This is a genomic window from Novosphingobium album (ex Hu et al. 2023) (assembly GCF_022832385.1).
In the GTDB taxonomy this organism is placed as follows: domain Bacteria; phylum Pseudomonadota; class Alphaproteobacteria; order Sphingomonadales; family Sphingomonadaceae; genus Novosphingobium; species Novosphingobium album.
This window is the reverse complement of record NZ_JALHLE010000018.1, coordinates 37661-56661: the sequence shown is the minus strand read 5'-3', so window position 1 is coordinate 56661 and position 19001 is coordinate 37661. Positions and strand designations below refer to the sequence as shown.

At 65.0% G+C, this 19001-nt stretch carries 18 protein-coding genes; 9 read left to right on the top strand and 9 right to left on the bottom strand.

The window, feature by feature from the left end:
* Window positions 1-4: 4 nt before the first annotated feature.
* From MTR64_RS12080 to MTR64_RS12060, 5 genes are read right to left on the bottom strand one after another with little or no spacing between them, the layout of a single operon-like run.
* Entirely contained in the window at window positions 5-1027 is a 1023-nt protein-coding gene (locus MTR64_RS12080) for a DUF2889 domain-containing protein (RefSeq protein ID WP_243994161.1), read from the bottom strand.
* A 31-nt stretch (window positions 1028-1058) separates the two neighbouring features.
* Window positions 1059-2084 carry an NADP-dependent oxidoreductase gene (locus MTR64_RS12075; RefSeq protein ID WP_243994160.1) on the bottom strand — a complete coding sequence of 342 codons (1026 nt, stop codon included), beginning with the start codon at window positions 2082-2084 and terminating at the stop codon, window positions 1059-1061.
* Window positions 2085-2092: 8 nt separating this feature from the next.
* Window positions 2093-3409: a cytochrome P450 gene (locus MTR64_RS12070; RefSeq protein WP_243994158.1), complete on the bottom strand. Its 1317-nt coding sequence runs from the start codon at window positions 3407-3409 to the stop codon at window positions 2093-2095.
* 4 nt (window positions 3410-3413) lie between these two features.
* The gene (locus MTR64_RS12065) at window positions 3414-4214 is read right to left on the bottom strand and encodes an SDR family NAD(P)-dependent oxidoreductase (RefSeq protein ID WP_243994156.1); all 801 of its coding nucleotides are present in this window, start codon (window positions 4212-4214) and stop codon (window positions 3414-3416) included.
* Between the two features lie 22 nt (window positions 4215-4236).
* A complete protein-coding gene (locus MTR64_RS12060) occupies window positions 4237-5676 on the bottom strand; it encodes an aldehyde dehydrogenase family protein (protein ID WP_327194274.1) in 1440 nt (479 codons plus the stop codon).
* A gap of 250 nt (window positions 5677-5926) precedes the next feature.
* Here MTR64_RS12060 and MTR64_RS12055 point away from each other — a divergent pair, with 250 nt between their 5' ends.
* Window positions 5927-7378 carry an NAD-dependent succinate-semialdehyde dehydrogenase gene (locus MTR64_RS12055; RefSeq protein ID WP_243994152.1) on the top strand — a complete coding sequence of 484 codons (1452 nt, stop codon included), beginning with the start codon at window positions 5927-5929 and terminating at the stop codon, window positions 7376-7378.
* A 112-nt stretch (window positions 7379-7490) separates the two neighbouring features.
* Window positions 7491-8384, top strand: coding sequence for a fumarylacetoacetate hydrolase family protein (locus tag MTR64_RS12050; protein WP_243994150.1), 894 nt, complete (start codon window positions 7491-7493; stop codon window positions 8382-8384).
* A gap of 9 nt (window positions 8385-8393) precedes the next feature.
* On the opposite strand, the gene MTR64_RS12045 is transcribed toward MTR64_RS12050, so the two are convergent.
* Window positions 8394-8720, bottom strand: a complete 327-nt coding sequence (locus MTR64_RS12045) for a WYL domain-containing protein (RefSeq protein WP_243994149.1) — start codon at window positions 8718-8720, stop codon at window positions 8394-8396.
* Between the two features lie 188 nt (window positions 8721-8908).
* On the opposite strand from MTR64_RS12045, the gene add reads away from it, so the two are divergent.
* Complete coding sequence (add, locus tag MTR64_RS12040) at window positions 8909-10036, top strand: adenosine deaminase (protein ID WP_243994147.1); 1128 nt, start codon at window positions 8909-8911, stop codon at window positions 10034-10036.
* 4 nt (window positions 10037-10040) lie between these two features.
* Here the strand turns inward: add and MTR64_RS12035 are convergent, their stop codons facing one another.
* The 3 genes from MTR64_RS12035 to MTR64_RS12025 form a co-directional block, all read right to left on the bottom strand.
* Window positions 10041-10826, bottom strand: coding sequence for a DUF2182 domain-containing protein (locus tag MTR64_RS12035; RefSeq protein WP_243994145.1), 786 nt, complete (start codon window positions 10824-10826; stop codon window positions 10041-10043).
* A 50-nt stretch (window positions 10827-10876) separates the two neighbouring features.
* A complete protein-coding gene (locus tag MTR64_RS12030; protein WP_243994143.1) occupies window positions 10877-11509 on the bottom strand; it encodes a DUF1326 domain-containing protein in 633 nt (210 codons plus the stop codon).
* A gap of 105 nt (window positions 11510-11614) precedes the next feature.
* The gene (locus tag MTR64_RS12025; protein ID WP_243994141.1) at window positions 11615-12664 is read right to left on the bottom strand and encodes a hypothetical protein; all 1050 of its coding nucleotides are present in this window, start codon (window positions 12662-12664) and stop codon (window positions 11615-11617) included.
* 120 nt (window positions 12665-12784) lie between these two features.
* Between MTR64_RS12025 and MTR64_RS12020 the strand changes: the two genes are divergently transcribed.
* The 6 genes from MTR64_RS12020 (at window position 12785) to MTR64_RS11995 (ending at window position 18938) form a co-directional block, all read left to right on the top strand.
* Window positions 12785-13846 carry an AraC family transcriptional regulator gene (locus tag MTR64_RS12020; RefSeq protein WP_243994139.1) on the top strand — a complete coding sequence of 354 codons (1062 nt, stop codon included), beginning with the start codon at window positions 12785-12787 and terminating at the stop codon, window positions 13844-13846.
* Window positions 13847-13956: 110 nt separating this feature from the next.
* A complete protein-coding gene (locus MTR64_RS12015) occupies window positions 13957-15156 on the top strand; it encodes an amidohydrolase family protein (protein ID WP_243994137.1) in 1200 nt (399 codons plus the stop codon).
* Between the two features lie 41 nt (window positions 15157-15197).
* Window positions 15198-16016, top strand: a complete 819-nt coding sequence (locus tag MTR64_RS12010; protein ID WP_243994135.1) for an SDR family NAD(P)-dependent oxidoreductase — start codon at window positions 15198-15200, stop codon at window positions 16014-16016.
* A 4-nt stretch (window positions 16017-16020) separates the two neighbouring features.
* Window positions 16021-17184 carry an LLM class flavin-dependent oxidoreductase gene (locus MTR64_RS12005; protein WP_243994133.1) on the top strand — a complete coding sequence of 388 codons (1164 nt, stop codon included), beginning with the start codon at window positions 16021-16023 and terminating at the stop codon, window positions 17182-17184.
* Entirely contained in the window at window positions 17181-18101 is a 921-nt protein-coding gene (locus tag MTR64_RS12000) for an alpha/beta hydrolase (RefSeq protein ID WP_243994132.1), read from the top strand. The genes MTR64_RS12005 and MTR64_RS12000 overlap by 4 nt, the downstream gene beginning before the upstream one ends.
* An 87-nt stretch (window positions 18102-18188) precedes the next feature.
* On the top strand, window positions 18189-18938 hold the full coding sequence (locus tag MTR64_RS11995) for an SDR family NAD(P)-dependent oxidoreductase (RefSeq protein WP_243994129.1): 750 nt from the start codon (window positions 18189-18191) through the stop codon (window positions 18936-18938).
* The last annotated feature ends 63 nt before the right edge of the window (window positions 18939-19001 follow it).

Genomic DNA, 19001 nt, shown 5'->3' with positions numbered 1-19001 from the left:
GGGTTTATTGCGTCTGAAGTTCCGCCGCCAGTTCCGGCACATCGGCCAGTGCACGCAGAGCGTCGTTGAGGTGCGTGCAGCCTTCCGGCCCGCGCAGCTGCGCCAACACTTCATCGCGAATGTCAGGCAGCTTGCGGCCCACCAGCCGCTGGGTGTTGGCAATCGCGCCCGGGCATTCGGAGAACGGCAAAATGCGCGCCTCGGGCTCGATCGAGAGAACTTCCAGCGTGTCGATATCGACGGTGGCGCGCAGCAGGTATTCGTGGATGGCGATGCGTCCGCCATCGGGCTTCGTGGCGCTGTCCTGAAAGGCGGAGTCGATTCGCAGGACGCCCGCGGCCTCGTCACGCACCACGTCAATGCGGCGCGCGCGGCGGAAGCCGGGGCCTTCGCTGTCCGACAGGTCGTGCCAGCCGTGCGGGTCCTCGGGATTGCGCACATCGCCCGCGTCGGCATCCGCAACGTTCTTCGGCGGCCCACCGGGCTGCACCCCGCTGTGGCCTTCCTGCAGGCCCCAGCAGACATTGACGCGCTGGGTCATCAGTCTGGCGTGCTCTTCCTCGCCAATGCGCTGACGGATCTTCTCGGCCCAGTCGGGATACCACTGCGACCAGGCGAAGGCCGAAACCAGCGCTGAGCCCGACAAGTCGTCCAGCACCAGATAGAGCGGATGGGTCTGCGCGATCAGGTCGGGCATCACTTCGCCCAGCAGCATGCGCAAGTGACCGCCTGCCTTTGCGCCCACCAGCTGCGGAACGCCCTCGTGGATGGGATCCGTGCTGATCTCCGTGATCGTCTTGTCTTCCTTGAGCCGCGCCCGATAGCCCCCCTGAGCAACCACGCGCGGCACGCCGCCGCCGGCAGGGGTCAGCACGTCGCGGGCGGCGCCAATGAAGAGTCGCTGGCCATCGATCCCGTCGGGCCAGGACACGTCGATGCTGGTAGTGCGGCGCACCGAATTGGCCGCACGAACCGGCGCCGGATTGGCCGTGGAACGCGGCGGCGGGGGCAGAGTCTCGATATCCATCATGCCAAGCTGGCCCCTGGACGAATGTCAATCAAGTGTCCGGTGCAACACGCACCAACAGCTTGCCAATGTGGTCATGCCCCGAAAACACACTGGAGAAGGCCTGCGGAGCCGCGTCAATGCCTTCGACGACGGACTCGGGGAAGCGGATTTTGCCTTCTTTCATCCAGCCCGCGATATCGTCGAGCCCCTTCTGGCCCGCAAAAATTCCGGCGAATCCCTTTATCTCGAGCCCCTTCGACATGATGTGGCGGTAGAAGCCGGGCAGATGGTCCGGTCCTGGCCCTTCCATACCGATACCGTAATAGGCGATGAAGCCGCACATCGGCATCCGCGCCCCGCGCTTGAGCAGCGGCAGCACGGCAAGGGTCACGTCGCCGCCGACATTCTCGAAATAGACGTCCGCGCCTTCGGGCAGTGCCGCCTTGAGCTGGTCTGCGAAATCGGGCGCCTTGTAATCGGCCACGGCATCGAAGCCGAGATCTAGCAGCGCCTGGCACTTGGCCGCGCCTCCGGCAATGCCGACCGCACGGGCGCCCAGTGCCTTGGCGATCTGCCCGGCCATCGATCCCACCGCCCCGGCGGCGGCGGAAATGACAATGGTTTCGCCCGCCTTGAGCCGCCCGACATTGACCACGCCTTCATAGGCGGTCTGCCCCGGCCCGCCCAGCGCGCCAAGCGCGGTCGAGACGGGCGCCAGCGACGGGTCGAGCTTGCGCGGCGGCCCGCGATAGTCCGACTGGTCGGGGGCAACGACAGCCTGCTCTGCCCAGGGCGTGCGCCCTTCCACGAAGTCGCCGGGCGCGTAGTCAGGGTGGTTGGACGCCACGACCTGGCAGACCGCCGGACCGACCATCACCGCGCCCAGCTCCATCCGGCTCGCACCCGACAACAGGCTTTCATCGAGCGAAAAGCGGATCAGCGGATCGACGGCAATGTAGAGCGTCCGGAGCAGGATTTCCCGGTCGCCCGCTTCGGGAACCGGCACCTGCTCGATACGGAAGTCGGAGGGCTTGGGATTGCCTTTTGCGTAGGCGGCCAGAACGACCTGCTTCATTGTGCCGTTCATTTGAGCCGTACCGTGACCGCCGACATGCCGCGATGGTCGAGGCCGCGGAATTCCGGCTTCGGCTTGTCCGGGTCGAGCTTCATGTGCGGGAAGCGGTCCATCAGGCCATTTATGGCGACGATCATCTCCTGCCGGGCGACATCCATGCCCAGGCACCGGTGCGGCCCGAAGCCGAAACCCATGTGATGCTCTTTCTTGCGGAAGATATCGTAGGCTTCCGGGTTCTTGAACACCGTCGGATCGTGGTTCGCCGCGCCCAGGCACAGGTTCACGCGCACGCCTTCGGGCACGGGCACGCCCTCCACCACGGTATCCGCCGTGCAGACGCGCGGGAAGACCGGGTCTGTCGCGCGCCAGCGCAGCGATTCCTCGACCGCGAGATCGATCAGCTTGCGGTCCTCGCGGCAGGCTTCCCAGAACTGGTAGTGGTTCATCAGGGCATCGATGGTGATGCCGAGCTGGCGCCAGGTGGTGCCGCCGCCCGCGAAGATCGCCAGCTTGCAGTAACCGAAAATCTCGTCCTCGGTCAGGCTGCGCTTGTCGCCGGTATCCTCGTCGACGATTTCGGCGGCGATCAGCCCCGCGATCAGGTTGTCGCCGGGCTGGCGCGCGTTGTCGGCGATGAGATCGCGCAGGGTCTTGTCGACCAGCGCCCGCGACGCCGCGGCTTCCTCGGGCGGCAGCTTCGCCGCGCCGAAAGTGGCGCGGGTGAGCTGGTAGCGGAATTCGATCACGTCCTCGCCTTCGAGGCCGATCGCGCGCGTGACGATCGCCATCGGCAGCCGCGCGCACAGCTCGGTGTTGAGATCGACCGCGTCCTCGTCAAGCAGGCGGTCGAGCAGGGCATCGACCGTCTCCCCGATCCAGCGCTTGTTCCACCAGTCGAGCACCTTGGGGCGCTTGAACAGCGGCTGCGCGGCCGAACGCAGGCGCTTGTGCGGCTTGCCGATCATCGACAGGATCGTGGTGCCGACCGTGCGCACGCCCGGACTTTCGTTGTACCCTTCCGAGGAGAACAGCTGGTTCTCGCGGAAGCCGATCTCGCAGGCGCGGTAGGAAAAGAAGGTGTACTGATCGCGCGGGACATCGTTGTGGTCGATGTCCTGCGCGCCCAGCAGCGCCCGCAGCGAGCCTTTCTGCACCGGCGCCTTGTCGCGCAGCCGGTTCATGTCATCGGTATAATCGCGCGTCAGGTCCACGCCGCTGTTGGCGGTTTCCTTGTCGACGTCGAACATTTCGGCATAGCGCGGGTTGTCGCTCATCAGCGACGCGAGCGCGTTCGAGTTCTTCCCGGTTACCGGACAGCTTGCCATGGCTTCAGCCTCCTATCTTGCGGCCCGCGTAGAGACCGCCGTCGACCGGCAGGTTCACGCCGGTGATATTCGATGCGAGATCCGAGCAGAGGAACAACGCCGCCGCCGCCGTGTCGCGCGCGTCGATCGCCTTGCCCAGCGGATGGGCCTTGCCCATGCCTTCCAGAATACGGTCGCGGTGCTCGCTGTCGGGGTCCATCCCTGCATAGTGGGTGAGCATCCCCGCCGGACACACCGCGTTGACGCGAATGCCCTTGTCGGCGACTTCGATGGCCAGCGCGCGGGTGAACTGCACGACCGCGCCCTTGGTGGTGCCATAAAGCACGCCGCCATAGCCCATGAGGCCGGCCACCGACGCGGTGCTCACGATGGTTCCGCCGGTCCCCTGCTTCTCGAACTGGCGGATCGCCGCCTGGCTGCCGTAGATGACGCCGTTGATGTTGACGTCCTCAACCCGCTTCATCTCTTCGGGATCGCAATCGACCAGCGATTTCATGCCTTTGCCCGGGACCGGCAGAATGGTGATGCCCGCGTTGTTGTAGATCGCATCCAGCCGCCCGAAGCTGTCCACGGCCTTGGCCACGGCGGCATCGACCGAAGCCGGATCAGCCACGTTGCAGGTCACGGCAACGCATTCGCCGCCCGCACCGCGCACTGCCTGCGCGGTTTCCCCGGCGTTGCCGCCATTGATGTCAGCCGCGACGACCTTTGCGCCATGCTCGCTGAACAGCAGGCACGCTGCACGCCCGACACCCGAGCCCGCGCCCGTGATGAGCACCACTTTGCCCTGAACCAGTCCTTCCATCATCCCATCCCTTGTTGTGTTGTTACCCGCCGATGTTCAGCGTGGTCATCATCTGGAATTCGCGCAGGCCTTCGATGCCGCGCTCGCGGCCAATGCCGCTCATCTTGATCCCGCCGCCACTGGCATAGCTCGACATCACCGCGCCGTTGACGTTCACCGCGCCGCTGCGGATCTTCAGGCCGACTTCGAGTGACTTCACCTTGTCCGCCCCGTGCACCCAGCCGGACAGGCCAAACTTGCTGTCATTGGCCATCTCCACCGCATGGTCGAGATCGCGGTAGCCGATCACCCCGATCACCGGGCCGAAGATCTCCTCCTGCGCGGCGGGGTTCCTGTTGTCGGGCAGGTCGAGCACGGTGGGTTCCCAATAGTACCCCTTGTCCAGGCCTTCGGGCCGCTTGCCGCCGCAGACGACCTTGCCGCCCGCCGCGACAGCCGCGTTCGTGAAGTGTTCGCAGCGGTCGCGCTGGGCGGCGCTGATAACCGGCCCAAGCTGGGTTGCGGGATCGCTGGCCGGACCGATCTTCACGCCGGAGAGCATCTTCGCCATGCCGTCGAGCACCTCTGCCTTGTTCTCTTCCGGCACGAAGACGCGCGTGCCGAGCACGCAGCCCTGCCCCGCGTGCGCCGTGCAGACCGAAAACGCAGCCGACGCAGCCCGCCCCACTGCATCGGGCAAGTAGATCTGTGCCGACTTGCCGCCCAGTTCGAGCACCAGCCGCTTGAGCGTGGGCGCGGTCTGCTCGGCCACCTTGGCACCCACGGTGCACGATCCGGTGAAGCTGACCATATCGACGCGGTCGTCCGTGGTCATGGCAAGCCCGCCTTCAAGGCCTTGCTCGACGATCACATTGAGCACGCCCTTGGGCAGGCCCGCCTCGTCCGCGGCCTCGGCGAAGACCATCGAGGAAATCGGCGTCAGCGGATTGGGCCGCAGGATCACGGTATCCCCCGCCATCAGCGCGGGCACGACTTTCCAGAAGGCGGTGTAGAACGGCACGTTGTAGGCACTGATCGCGGAGACCACGCCGAGCGGGGTCCAGCGCTTCAGGCTCTGGACGGTGAAATAGGCATTCGCCCGCTCGTGCATCGGCAGCGGGTTTTCTTCATGCTCGGGCAGGCGCAGGAACAGGTCGATGATCTCGTCGGTCATGCGCAGCGGCGCATGAACCTGCGCGCCCATCACCATCGACGAAACGGGGCACCCGGCTTCCGCAACGGCACAGTCCCTGAGCACGTCGGTACGCTTGCGCAGCGCTTCGCCATAGCGCGTCATGTAAACGGCGCGCTCCTTCATCGGGAGGCCGGACCAGCCACCGTCATCGAAAGCCCGGCGCGCGGCGGCAATCGCCGCATCGGCCTGTGTGGCGGAGACGCCCTGCACTTCGGCCACGACTGATTCGTCCGACGGGTTTTCGACCACGAAGCGCGTCCCCTCGCCCTTGACGAAGGCACCGTCAATATAGGCTGCGTAATCCAGAGGTCCTCTCCCTCAATTAATTCGGGATTGTGAATTATTATTCGGATGGGAGACTAGCCGAGCTGCGGCCACACGTCAATCGGCGAACCTCTCGCTTGTCAGGGGATGCAGGAGAGACCGGCTCACCCTAGTTGGGCAGTTGTCACGGCAAGGGGTCATCCCTATGCCAATCGCCGAAACCGCTATCCCGCAAAGGATGGGTGGGCAGGAATCAGAAGAGGACCCGCGAGACATGGCTTACACCGACTTCCTCAAGCAGCAGTGCTACATCGACGGCAAGTGGTGCGATGCCGATTCCGGAGCCGCGTTCGACGTCGTCGATCCCGGCACGGGCAAGGTTCTGGGCACGGTGCCGAAGATGGGCGCAGCCGAAACGGCTCGCGCGATCGACGCCGCCGAAGCCGCGCTTCCCGCCTGGCGCGCCAGGACTGCCGGCGAACGTGCCGGGATGATGCGCAAGCTGTTCGACCTGATGATGGCGCACCAGGACGAACTGGGCGAACTGCTCAGCCGCGAACAGGGCAAGCCATTCGCCGAGGGCAAGGGCGAGATCGTCTATGGCGCCAGCTTCATCGAATGGTTCGCCGAAGAGGGCAAGCGCGCCTATGGCGACGTGATCCCCAGCCATCAGGGCGACAAGCGCATCGTCGTACTGAAGCAGCCGGTCGGCGTCGTCGCCGCGATCACACCGTGGAACTTCCCCAACGCAATGATCACCCGCAAGCTCGGCCCGGCACTGGCCGCGGGCTGCACCGTCGTGATCAAGCCGGCCTCGGCCACCCCCTATTCGGCGCTTGCCATCGCCCAGCTGTGCGAGATGGCGGGCATCCCGGCGGGCGTGGTCAACGTGGTGACCGGCAGCGCGGGCCAGATCGGTTCAGAACTCACCCGCAACCCGAAAGTCGCCAAGGTCACCTTCACCGGTTCAACCGAGATCGGCCGCGACCTGCTGCGCGAGTGCGCCGAGACCATCAAGAAGTGTTCGATGGAACTGGGCGGCAACGCGCCGTTCCTCGTGTTTGACGATGCCGACGTCGATGCTGCGATCGAAGGCGCGATGATCTCCAAGTTCCGCAATGGCGGGCAGACCTGCGTTTGCACCAACCGCTTCTACGTGCAGGACGGCGTCTACGACGAGTTCGTCACCAAGCTCGCCGCGCGCGTCAATGCGATGAAGGTCGGTTATTCGATGGACGAGGGCTCGCAGATCGGTGCGATGATCGACGAAAAGGCGGTCGAGAAGGTCGAGGAACACCTTGAGGACGCGCTGGGCGGCGGCGCCACCCTGCTGGCAGGCGGCAAGCGCAGCGAGCTGGGCGGCACCTATTTCTGCCCCACCGTCGTTGCCAACGTGACGCCCGAGATGAAACTGGCGCGCGAGGAGACTTTCGGCCCGCTCGCAGGCGTGATCCGCTTCACCGAGGAAGCCGACGCCATCCGCATGGCCAACGATACCGAGTTCGGCCTCGCCAGCTACTTCTACTCGAAGGATCTGTCGCGCGTGTGGCGCGTGGCCGAAGCGATCGAGGCGGGCATGGTGGGCATCAACACCGGCCTGATCTCGACCGCCGTCGCGCCGTTCGGCGGCGTCAAGCAGTCGGGCCTCGGTCGCGAAGGCTCGCACTACGGCCTCGATGACTACATGGAGGTGAAGTACCTCTGCATGGGCATCGACCCCGCCTGACACTCGGAGTGTCCGGCTGGACGCTCGGGCAGTCCTGACGGACAGCCGGTTCTTGCAGCCGGCGTCCGGCAGGCCGATGGTCTCTCCCAAACACACAGGGAGAGGACATCGCATGAAGATCTGCCGCTATCAGGACACGCCGGACGGCCCGGTGAAGATCGGCGTGGTGCGCGGTAACCGGGTGCACGACGTATCGTCCGTGGCCGACATGCTGCCCGATGTGCGCTGGCCCTACCCGCCGGGCGACCTCTTCATCACGAATCTCGAACGCCTGCGGCCGGTGATGGAGGACCTTGCCGAAAAGACCCCCGACGTGCCCGTGGCCTCAGTCCTGCTCCGCAATCCCGTCGCCAATCCGGGCAAGTTCCTGTGCGGGGCGGGCAATCACAAGATCGTGCTCGAAATGGGCGGCCACCCCCGCCGTCTGGGCCTGCTGTTCAAGATGACCAACGCCGCCGCTGGTCCCGCCGATGGCGTCACCCTGCGCTGGCCCGAGCGCACCACCTTCCACGAAATGGAAATCGCCATCGTCATCGGGAAGCAGGGCACCGAGATCCCGGCCAGCGAGGCGCTCGACTACGTCGCCGGGTACTGCATCGGCCTCGACATGACCATGCAGGGCAGCGAGTTCCCCAGCTTCGGCAAGAGCTTCGACACTTACGGTGTGATGGGGCCCTGGCTCACCACCCGCGACGAGATCGCCGATCCGGACAACCTGTCCTACTGCCTCAAGGTCAATGGCGAGGACCGGCAGGTCGATTCCACCGCCAATCTCGTGCTTGGCATTGCCGGCTTGGTGGAACATGCCGCCTCGGTGATGACGCTATACCCCGGTGACGTGATCTTCTCCGGCACTCTGCCTCGTTCAACCGGGCCTGTCGCACCCGGGGACGTCATGCATGCGGCAATGGAAGGCCTGGGCGAAATGACCGTGCAGGTGCGCGGCGGCCCGGGCCGCAAGACCCCTCTCGACGGCATGGAGCCAGCGGAAACGGCAACAGGTTAGCTCCGCCCGTCAGGAGTAGATCGAGAACACTTCCTGATCGGTTTCGCGCGGCAGGCCATTGTCATCTGCGGGCAGCGGTTCAAAGACGTCTTCGGTAATCGCCGTGTCCGACAGGCCATCGAGCTTGAAATGGCCAAGGCGCCGTTCCTCTTCGGAACGCCAGTTCTTGCGCAAGTTGAGAGCGCTGAGGAACAGTTCCCCATGCCGCGAAAACAGGCGGTGGGGGGCCAGCAGCATTTCTGCGCTGTTATAGCGGGCACTGATCGCACGCTTGAGGGCAATCGCCTCGATTATCGTGCGCTCAGGGGAAACCAGGGCATCAGAAGCATTGTGCATCGCAGCACAATGCCGGGACCGCGCGCGTCCCGCAAGCCGGAAAACTGCTAGTCTGCGGCCAGAAAAGGCTAAACTGCTGCAATTTTTGGAACAGTCTGTAGACTTTTCACCGTTGGACAGCGTCATGGTCTGGGCGGGATAGTGTTCCTGTCGCGCCGGGGTGTCCTTTCGGCGCCAGAGGACCGCACATGCTCGACAGAAGAATGCTGATCCGCGCCGCAATGGCCGCGCCGCTGGCTGGCGCACTTCCGGCCTGGGCCCGCGCGGCCACCCCGCCTGCGGACGAGGCCACCATGGCCCGTTTCATCGCCGGGCTGCCCAAGGCGGAATTCCACGTCCATCTGGAAGGCACGCTGGAAGCGGAAATGAAGTTCGCGCTGGCCCAGCGCAACGGGCTGAAGCTGCCCTATGCCGATGTCGAGGCGATGAAGCGCAGCTATATCTACCACGACCTGCCGAGCTTCCTGAAGATCTACTACGACGGGATGCAGGTGCTGCTGACCGAGCAGGACTTCTACGATCTGGCCTTTGGCTACCTGAACAAGGCCGCATCGCAGAACGTGCTCTATGCAGAGATGTTCTTCGACCCGCAGGAGCATCTCAAGCGCGGCGTGCCGATCGGGGCGGTGATCGGCGGCATCACCCGCGCGCGCGGCGATGCGGCGAAGGCACTGGGCATCCAGTCTCAGCTGATCCTGTGCTTCATGCGCGATCTCAGCGCCGAATCGGCCATGGAAGCACTCGATGCCGCGCTGCCCTTCAAGGACAAACTGGTGGGCGTCGGGCTCGATTCGGACGAAAAAGGCAATCCGCCCGAGAAGTTCGCCGAGCACTTCGCCAAGGCGCGCGCGGCGGGGCTCCACGTGACGATGCACTGCGACGTCAATCAGGAGAACACGCTCGAGCACATCCGCACCGCGCTGCTGGACCTGAAGGCCGAGCGCATCGACCACGGTGGCAACATCGTGCAGTCCCCCGAACTGGTGGCGCTGGCGAAGAGCCTGGGCATTCCCTTCACCGTCTGCCCCACGTTCTCGGGCAAGGTCATGGAGAACGGGCAGCCGATCAATGCCCTGCGCGAAATGCTCGATGCCGGGCTCAAGGTTTCTGTCAATTCCGACGATCCGGCCTACATGGGCAGCGAATACATCACGGAAGTGCTGATCCGCGCGCAGAAAGACAGCGCGCTGACACCCGCAGAACTCGTCCGCATCGAGCGCAATGCCTTCGGGACGGCGTGGATTCCTGCGCAGCAGCGCGATGGCTATCTGGCAAAGCTGGATGCCTATGCGCAGACGTGGGGTGCGGCGGCCTAGGCCCTCAGGCCAGAAACAGATAGCCACTCCCCACAAGACAGAGAATTCCCCCTGCAACCGCAATCCAGCGGCCTACGGGTAGCATCTTTTCGGCCGCCACGAGCAGCGTCAGAAACGCGATCCAGACGAGGTTCATCACTCCGCCGACGAACAGCAGCGCCATCAGCAACCAGCAGCAACCGGCGCAGAAGGCCCCGTGCCGCAGCCCCATCTGCAACGCGCCTCTCCGGCCAGCCCGGTAGTGGAGTGCCAGGAACTGCGCGGGATTGCGGCAATGCCGAAGGCACACTTCCTTGACCGGCGAGAGCTGGTACAGGCCCGCAGCGGCAAGCACGGCTGCAGAGAACGGACGGCTGACCGACACCATGTCCATCCCGGCCAGCAAGCCCGCATGTTCGAGCAGCATCTGCAGCGCAGCAACTGCAAACGAGAAAAGGCCCCAGACCAGCAGGTAGCCAGAAAGGAAACTGCCGGTCGCAGGGGAGACCGTGACACCGCCCGCAACCGCAGTCCGGGCGTAAAGCAGGATCATCGGTGCTGCGGATGGCAGCATCATCGCCACCATCATCACCCACCACATGGAAAACGTGAGAAGTAAGCGCGATGCCGTCCACCACGGTGCGAGATCATGCGACGGTATCGGCATACCGCCCATTTCCATGGCAGGCATGACAGCTGGCTGGCCGGCATGATGCGGCAAGAGCGCTGGCAGGGAAAGCCCTGGCGCCATGCCCATCCCGGCTCCCAGCGACAGCCAGGCCCATGCCAGCAGTGTCAGGACGGCAAGCATGGCAATGGATACGGCCCTATTCCGCCTGAGTATCGCCTCCGCGGGCGCCATCAGGCGCGCACGACCCCGTGGCTGTCGAGATGCAGGTGCGCGAACTGGCCATAGCTTGCGCTATGATCGAGCTGCATCGGCACGAACGAACGGCTGGTCCCCGAACCGATTTCCGCGATTTCATATTCGAAGCCGTTCGGCAGATTGATCCGGGCGCGAATCTCGCTGCCGTCGACGCGGCTGCGGATCGGTTCGCCATCCATCTCGACGTGACCCTCGATGCGCAACCTCCCGGTCCGCCCCTCGACATCAACGTCGAATTCGATGGGCAGAAAGCGGGGCTCGTGCATCGTTTCAATGGTCGAGGCGAAAACCGCGAAGACGGTCGCGAACGGGTCGGTATCGCCGCCGGTCATGATCGTGAGCAGGGCATTGCGCTGCGCCTCGCTCGCACGTTCATCGACAAAGGCCGCGCATTCACCGTGACCCTCGTGGATTGGCCCGGGCCAATGGAACACCGCGGCGATGTTCAGGCCCGAAAGGTCCGTGTCACCGTGAAAGCCGTCGTCGATCGCCATCCCGAAGACAGCCTGGCAATGCCCCTTGTCCGGCAGTGCCCCGAACTGGCAGTTGCAGCCATATTCGCAATTGCAGTTGGCGAGTTCGCGCCCTTTGAGTTTCCAGTATGCCATTGTCTCATCTCCCCATGAGCAACGCATTGAGTCGTCTGAAATGCGACTATGATGTGACTCCTATAGCACATTTCGAGCGGCCGGAGGCCAGATTTCCGCGCATGCTCACCCCTGAGTTTTCAGCGCTGCGCACCATTCGCCGAACAGGTGGATGCGCTCCCACAGCAGAGCGCGGGTTCCGGCCATGTTGTGCATGTGCCCCATGCGCGGGCAGACGAAGAGATCAACGCTGCGCGCGGAGGCAAAGGCGCGCGGCTCGCTGCGCGGATCGGGCACGAGATCACGCACGCCCATCGCCGCCAGCACCGGCACCGTGACCGAAGCTGCCTCCGACGCCACCACACCGGGCGTCAGCGACGAGCGGGCAGCGCGCTGAGGCGTGCGGCGGGCATACCAGGGCGGCAGTGGCGCATCTGGGTCGATCCCGCGTGCGATGCCTTCGTAATGGGCAAGGTCCTGCTCGACGACCTCGGCAGGCACGTCGTCGTAGTGGAAGCCCCAGGCCACGGCTTCCCACGCTGCCTGCTCCTGCGCCGACTGCGAGCCCGAGAGGGCTGCCGCATTGAGCGGCTCGCGGCATTCCTCCAACCCGGCATCGCGCGGATACCAGGCTACTACGACGGGCTCGCCACCCGGTGGAGTCGCGGGATGCGAGCGGATCGCGCTGAACCCCAGCACGCCGATCCCGTCGAAGCTGCCGTGCCGGGCCTGCTGGTAGATCAGCAGCCCGCCGCCCAGCGACTGGCCGATACCAATCACGCAGGGCCGCCCCACCGGCGGATAGCCGGGCGCCAGCACGCCGTTTTCCAGCCGCAACAGGATTTCCGCCTGCGCTGCGTGCGCGGCAGCGGTCAGCGCGGCATAGCCGAGGTCTTCGGGATCAAGGCCCGAGGCGTCATCGCAGCCGAGCCAGTCGAGCGCGGCGACGATCCAGCCGCGCTCCACATGAAACGCTGCCTGTGCCCCGCTGCCCGCGCCCGGCAAGTCGCAGGTGTAATAGCCGCGCGCATAGCTGCTGCTCGGCAGCGCGACGCAAACCACGGCCTGATCCGGCAGGGCCTCCGGTTCGGGCAGGACGACGGTCGCGGCGATCCGGGCTGGCATGCCCAGTCCCACGGCATCACTGACGTCGATGGCAAGTTCTATCTGCCGCAATGTTTGTCTTCTCCCAATCAAGCGCTTGATGCGTGGATTGACGAGCCGGGGCAATCCCATATTCTCGGCTCCTCATGATCGATCGTCCAGAGGATCGGCATAACGGGAGTAATACGTCAGGTGCCGGACAAGCCCCCAAAAGCGGTTTCGCGCAGCCTTTCGGACCTGCTTGCCGACGTACGCCTGTCAGGCCAGACCTGGGTCTATGGCGACTTCGCAGGGCAAGCCGGTTGCGCCGTGGCTCCAGGCGATGCCGTGTTCATCCACGCCGTCATCCATGGCGAGTTGCGGCTGGCGTGCACCGGTGGCGCCATGGCCGAACTGGGTCCGGGCGATGTGGCCATGGTGCTTTCGGGCGAAGCCCATGCGTTGCGAACCGCACCGGGTGCCAGAGCCCAGCCACACGAGGGCCTGCGCCGTTCCGCCGGGTGCGATGTCCCGCCCGCCATGGCCTTCGGAGACGGTCCGCGCGTCACGGCGCGGGTGCTGAGCGGGCGCCTGCAGGCACAGTGGCCCGGAGACGTTTCGCGTGCCGCCCTGCCCTCGCTGCTGAGGACGGGCACCACCTTGTTCCAGTCCGATGCCATGCCTCTGTCGGGCATGGGCGCGGGATCGGCGGCGCTCCTGACCCGGATCGCCGAAACCCTGCTGATCGCGGCCCTGCGCGCCGATCCGGGCTGCCGCCGCATCCTGTCCGCAGAGACGCGCGATCCCATCGAGGACGCGCTCCAGTTGATCGTCGCCAGCCCCGCGCAAGCATGGACGGTTGAATCGCTCGCCCGGTCGGTAGGCATGGGCCGCTCCAACTTTGCAGCGCATTTCACGCAGGCAGTGGGCAAGGCCCCGATGGAAGTGGTCGCCGAACGCCGCATGGAACATGCCGCCAGCCTGCTGCGGCAGGGCCGGATGAAAGTCGCCGAGATCGCCGAAATGGCGGGATATGGGTCGGAAGCCGCGTTCAGCCGCCGCTTCAGCCGCCACTTCGGGATCACCCCCAGCCAGATGCGCGAAGAGGCACGCGCCGTGCGCGAGGAAGCTGTGCCCATGCCGCGCTTTCGCGCCCTGCTCGCCGGCGCGCGTAGCCGGGCCGTTCGGGCGTCGGAGAATACCGCCGAACCGGCCACCACCACCGGGACAATCCCTTCGGACAAGATCTTCTTCACGCAGGGACGCCGCGACTGACACGGTGAGGCGTGGACGATCGAGCAAGGCAGGTGGAGACGCGGGGCTTCCCAAGGCCCGGCACCTGAGCGACCAATCCTCCCAAGAACCAAATCACGGGAGAACCTGCCATGGCCACTGCCAGCCTCGACCGGCCGGGTGCGAAGAGCGCCTACAAGGTCATCGACGCCGACACGCACCTGACCGAACCCCACGACATGTGGACCAGCCGCGCCCCGGCCTCGATCCGAGACCGCGTGCCGCAGGTGAAGATGCTGAACGGACAGCGCTGCTGGGTGATCGACGGCGACAAGTCGATCGGCACCGGCGCTCACCCCAACAGCGCGATCCTCAAGGACGGCGGCAAGGTCCGCGTGCTCGACGATTTCCTGAAACTGCAATTCGAGGACGTCCACACCGGCTCATCCTCCCTGAAGGAACGCCTGCAGGTGATGGACGAGACCGGCATCTACGCCCAGATCGTCTATCCCAACATCCTCGGCTTCGGCGGACAGGCGGCGGCCAAGGTCGATGCCGACCTGCGCCTGTCCTGCGTAAAGATCTACAACGATGCTGTCGCGGAAATGCAGGCCGAATCGAATGGCCGCTTCTTCCCGATGGCGCTGCTGCCCTGGTGGGACGTCAAACTCGCCATCGCCGAAATCGAACGCTGCGCGGCGATGGGCCTTCGCGGCGTCAACATCAATTCGGACCCGCACCTCGTCGATCTGGGCGGAGAGCGCCTGCCCGATCTCGGCCATGAGCACTGGTATCCGCTCTGGGAAGTCTGCGAGGACATGGCGCTGCCGGTGAACTTCCACATCGGCGCTTCGGAAACCTCGATCGACTGGATGGGCCAGCAGGGCTGGCCCTCGCTCACGCGCGACCTGCGCTCGGGCATTTCGGGTGCAATGCTGTTCTTCAACAATGGCAAGGTCGTCGCCAACCTGATCTATTCGGGCCTGCTCGACCGGTTCCGGGGCCTCAAGTTCGTCTCGGTCGAAAGCGGGATCGGCTGGGTGCCCTTCATGATGGAAGCGCTCGACTACCAGCTCACCGAGATCGCAGAGGGACGCAGCTTCGAGAAGAAGCCCAGCGAATACTTCCAGAGCAACTTCTTCGCCTGCTTCTGGTTCGAGCAGGGCCAGGCCGCGGCCGACATGGTGCGCAAGGTGGGCGTCGACAACGTGCTGTTCGAAACCGATTTCCCGCACCCGACCGGGCTCTACCCGATCGACAATCTCGACACCCGCTACGGCGACCTGACGCACGAGGAAATAGCCAAGGTGCTCGGTGGGAATGCGGCCAGACTCTATCGCATCGACATCTGACCAGAGGCCCGCCGCAAGAGCGGGCAAGGGGAGAGAATGCCATGACTCTAGCCATCGACCTGACCCGTCGCACCATCCTCGTGTGCGGCGTCGCGCGCGGGGGGATCGGCGGCGCCACGTGCCGCCAACTGGCAAGGTCGGGCGCGACGATTATCGCGCTCGACAAGGATGCGGCGCTGATCGCGCCAACTGTTGAGGATGTGGAAGCGCTGGGCGGCACCATCCATCCGATGGTGGTCGACCTCATGGACAAGGCCGCCTGCGAAGGCGTCATCGCGCAGATATTCGGCACCTTCGGCGGACTGGACGGCCTTGCCAATGTCGCGGGCGGCACGCGCGAGGGCGAATGGATGCCGCTCGACGAGACGCCGACCGACGCCTTCTGGCAGACCTTCCAGCTCAATCTCGGCTATATCTTCGCGCTATGCCGCGATGCCGCGAAGACCTGGATCGATCGCGGGGAGCGCGGGGCCATCGTCAACGTCTCCTCGGTCTCCTCGCTGACCTCGGCGCCCTGGCACGGCCCCTATGGTGCGGCAAAATCGGGGATCACCGCACTGACCCGGACCATGGCCAACGAGTGGCACGAATTCGGCATCCGCGCCAATTCGGTGCTGCCCGGCGCGGTGGCGACTGAACGCGTGCTAACCCGCGTCGTGTCCGAGAACGTCGTGCAGGGCAGCGAACAGAATTTCTGCCCACCCGAAGAGCTGGCTAACGCGATCGTCTTCCTGCTCTCCGACCTTGCTAGCGGCATCTCGGGCCAGAGCCTGACGGTCGACCGCTCGCTTTCCACCAAGTTCTGCGCCGGCGCACGCAAGAGTCGCAAGCAGATCGAAGCCGAAAAGCAGGAGGCCTGACACCATGGAACTCGGACTTCTCTATGAATTCGAAGCCCCCAAGCCCTGGGAAGGCGAACACCCCTGGGGCCAGCGCACCAAGGAGCGACAGGCCTACAGGAACTGCATCGAGCAGATTGCGCTGGCCGACAAGAAGGGCTTCCACACCGCCTGGCTGGTCGAGCACCACTTCCGCGAAGGGCGCAGCCACATGCCCTGCAACGACGTGGTGCTGGGCGCGCTCTCGCAGATCACCGAGAACATCCGCCTCGGCTTTGGCGTCACGCTGATGCCGCACGAGTTCATCCACCCGGTGCGCGTCGCCGAAAAGGTTGCGACGGTGGATCTGCTCAGCCGGGGCCGTGCGGAGTGGGGCATGGGCCGTTCCACGCCGATGGAGCAGATCGCTTTCGGCGTCGATGCAGCCGAATCGAAGAAGAAGATGCTGGCGGCCTGCAAGACCGTGTCGGGCATGTGGGCCGAGGAATACTACGAGGAAGACTCCGAGTACCTGCAGTTCCCCAAGCGTATGGTGACGCCCAAGCCCTACCAGTATCCGCACCCGCCCTGCTGGATGGCGGCATCATCCGAGGAAACGATTCGCATGGCCGGCCAAAACGGCCTGGGCCTGCTGTGCTTCTCGATCATGCAGCCGCTCGAAAAGCTGGCCGGTCTGATCGACATCTACCGCGAGGAACAGAAGAACGCGGTGCCGGTCAGCCACGTCCACACCAACAAGGTCGGCGTCTATACGCTCGTCCACTGCACCGAGAGCCGCAGCAAGTTCGAGACCAACCGTGTCTGGGATTCGATGTGGTGGTGGTACCGCGAAAGCGCGGCCTTCATCCTCAAGTGGGAAATGGCGCACCTGCCGAAGGAGGCGCAGGAAAAGGCCTTCCCCCTGCTCAAGAAGCAGGCCGATGGCGATTTCGACATTCATTCCTTCGATGAGCAGGACATGGTGATCATCGGCACGCCGGAGGAATGCCTGAAGAAGTTCCTCAAGTACGAGGACGCCGGTGTCGATCAGGTGCTGTGCTACGTCAACTTCGGCTATCTGCCGCAGGAAGCGGTGCTGGAAGCGATCACCCTGCTGGGCGACTACGTAATCCCTGAACTCAAGGCGATGGGCGCGCAGCGCACTGCTCAAGGGCTGGAACAGGCCATAGCCCTGCAGGCGGCCGAATGACGCTGAAGACCGGACTGGCACTCTCTATCGAGCGGCCCGGCTACCCGGCGCCGCCCGATCTGGCCGAGCGGCGCGCGCAGATGGCGGCGGGGATCGCCGCAGGCATGTTCGCCACCATGGTGCCGCCGTTGGAAACCGAACTGGCGGGCCTGCGCACATTGCGCTTCGATCCGCCGGGGACTCCGCGCGGCTATGTGCTGCAACTCCACGGCGGCGGCTTCCGGATCGGGCGCCCCGAGTTTGAGGGACCTTTCGCCGAAGCACTGGCGGCTCGATGCGGTGTGACGATTGTGGTGCCGCAATACCGGCTCTCGCCGGAGACACCCTTCCCCGGCGGTCTCAACGATGCGCTCGCGGCGCTGCAGGCGCTGCAGGCGCTGAGCGAGGAGGCGGACGAGGCGCCGCTGATCGTCTCGGGCGATTCCGCGGGCGCCGGACTTGCCGCCAGCATCGGTTTGATGACGGCTGCAGGCCTCACCTCGCGAGTGGACGGCCTCGTGCTGCTCTCACCCTGGCTGGACCTTACCGTCACCGCACCCAGTTTCGCCGCCAATGCCGCCAGCGATCCGCTGTTCGGCACCAAATCCGCGCGAGTGGCAGCCGACCTTTATCTTCAGGGATTCGACCCGCAACACCCGCTTGCCTCACCAGTCTTTGCCGGTGACCGGGATCTGCAGGACTACCCGCCCTGCCTGATCAGCGTGGGAACCGGGGAGGTCCTTCTGGACGATTCGTGGCGCTTCCACGCGCGGCTGAATGCTCTGGGACGAGACAGCCGGTTGGTGGCGCTCGACGGTATGGAGCACGTCGCCGTCGTGCGCGGGCGGGATCTGCCCGGTTCGGCGGAGACCTTCGCTGCAATCACCAGTTTCGTGGATGGCATTCTCGAGCGCGCACCCCGCCCCGGCGAAGACTGAACACGCGTTCAAAATACCGTCTTTCTCACGGCCGCATTGTCGCCTAGCCCTTGGGCATTCAATTGACGTGACCGGGAGAGCATTTCCATGAGCTACAAAGTTGCCATCGTCACCGGCGCCGCCGCCGGGATCGGCGCGGCCTGTTCCAGGCGCCTCGCGAAAGAGGGCGTGGCCGTCGCCGTGCTCGACCTCGACGCCGAGCGCTGCGCCGATACCGTCAAGGTCATCAAGGACGCGGGCGGCACGGCGATTGCAGTCGGCGCCGATGTATCGAACCGGGCCTCGGTCAAGGCTGCGCTGGAGCAGGTTCGCGAGCAGCTCGGCCCGGTCTCGATCCTCGTCAACAATGCCGGGGTCACCGACTTCACGCCGTTCGAGGAACTGACCGACGAGCGCTGGGACTTCATTTACGCGGTCAACGTGCGCGGCATCTTCATCCTGACGCAGGAATGCCTGCCCGACATGAAGGCCGCGGGCTGGGGCCGCATCGTCAACATCTCGTCATCCAGCGCGCAGACGGGGGCGATCAACATGATCCCCTACAGCTCGTCGAAGGGCGCGGTGGTCACGATGACCCGCTCGATGGCGCAGGAATTCGGCCCCTGGGGTATCACCGTGAACAATATCCCGCCGGGTTCGGTGATGGGCACGATCATGTCCGAAGCCAACCGCGAGCGGTTCCAGATCCCGACCGAAGTGCTGTTGCAGACGATCCCCGTGCGCCGCATGGGCGAGCCGGACGATATTGCCAATGCCTGTGCCTGGCTGTGCGACGAACGCAGCGGCTATGTCACCGGCCAGACGATCGGCGTCAACGGCGGCCGCGTCGTCACCTGACGGGTCTCACTCCCCCTGCGGCAGATCAAATGACTTCCGGCCAATGTTTCCGGGTCAATTGAC

Excerpts from the sequence above, each read along its gene's own strand:
- MTR64_RS12070 (WP_243994158.1), bottom strand. The coding sequence starts at position 3,409 with ATGGCAAGCTGTCCGGTAACCGGGAAGAACTCGAACGCGCTCGCGTCG.
- MTR64_RS12080 (WP_243994161.1), bottom strand. The coding sequence starts at position 1,027 with ATGGATATCGAGACTCTGCCCCCGCCGCCGCGTTCCACGGCCAATCCG.
- MTR64_RS12050 (WP_243994150.1), top strand. The coding sequence starts at position 7,491 with ATGAAGATCTGCCGCTATCAGGACACGCCGGACGGCCCGGTGAAGATC.
- MTR64_RS12030 (WP_243994143.1), bottom strand. The coding sequence starts at position 11,509 with ATGGCATACTGGAAACTCAAAGGGCGCGAACTCGCCAACTGCAATTGC.
- MTR64_RS12015 (WP_243994137.1), top strand. The coding sequence starts at position 13,957 with ATGGCCACTGCCAGCCTCGACCGGCCGGGTGCGAAGAGCGCCTACAAG.
- MTR64_RS12045 (WP_243994149.1), bottom strand. The coding sequence starts at position 8,720 with ATGCACAATGCTTCTGATGCCCTGGTTTCCCCTGAGCGCACGATAATC.
- MTR64_RS12005 (WP_243994133.1), top strand. The coding sequence starts at position 16,021 with ATGGAACTCGGACTTCTCTATGAATTCGAAGCCCCCAAGCCCTGGGAA.
- MTR64_RS12035 (WP_243994145.1), bottom strand. The coding sequence starts at position 10,826 with ATGCTTGCCGTCCTGACACTGCTGGCATGGGCCTGGCTGTCGCTGGGA.
- MTR64_RS12065 (WP_243994156.1), bottom strand. The coding sequence starts at position 4,214 with ATGGAAGGACTGGTTCAGGGCAAAGTGGTGCTCATCACGGGCGCGGGC.
- MTR64_RS12000 (WP_243994132.1), top strand. The coding sequence starts at position 17,181 with ATGACGCTGAAGACCGGACTGGCACTCTCTATCGAGCGGCCCGGCTAC.
- MTR64_RS12055 (WP_243994152.1), top strand. The coding sequence starts at position 5,927 with ATGGCTTACACCGACTTCCTCAAGCAGCAGTGCTACATCGACGGCAAG.
- MTR64_RS12010 (WP_243994135.1), top strand. The coding sequence starts at position 15,198 with ATGACTCTAGCCATCGACCTGACCCGTCGCACCATCCTCGTGTGCGGC.
- MTR64_RS12075 (WP_243994160.1), bottom strand. The coding sequence starts at position 2,084 with ATGAAGCAGGTCGTTCTGGCCGCCTACGCAAAAGGCAATCCCAAGCCC.
- MTR64_RS11995 (WP_243994129.1), top strand. The coding sequence starts at position 18,189 with ATGAGCTACAAAGTTGCCATCGTCACCGGCGCCGCCGCCGGGATCGGC.
- add (WP_243994147.1), top strand. The coding sequence starts at position 8,909 with ATGCTCGACAGAAGAATGCTGATCCGCGCCGCAATGGCCGCGCCGCTG.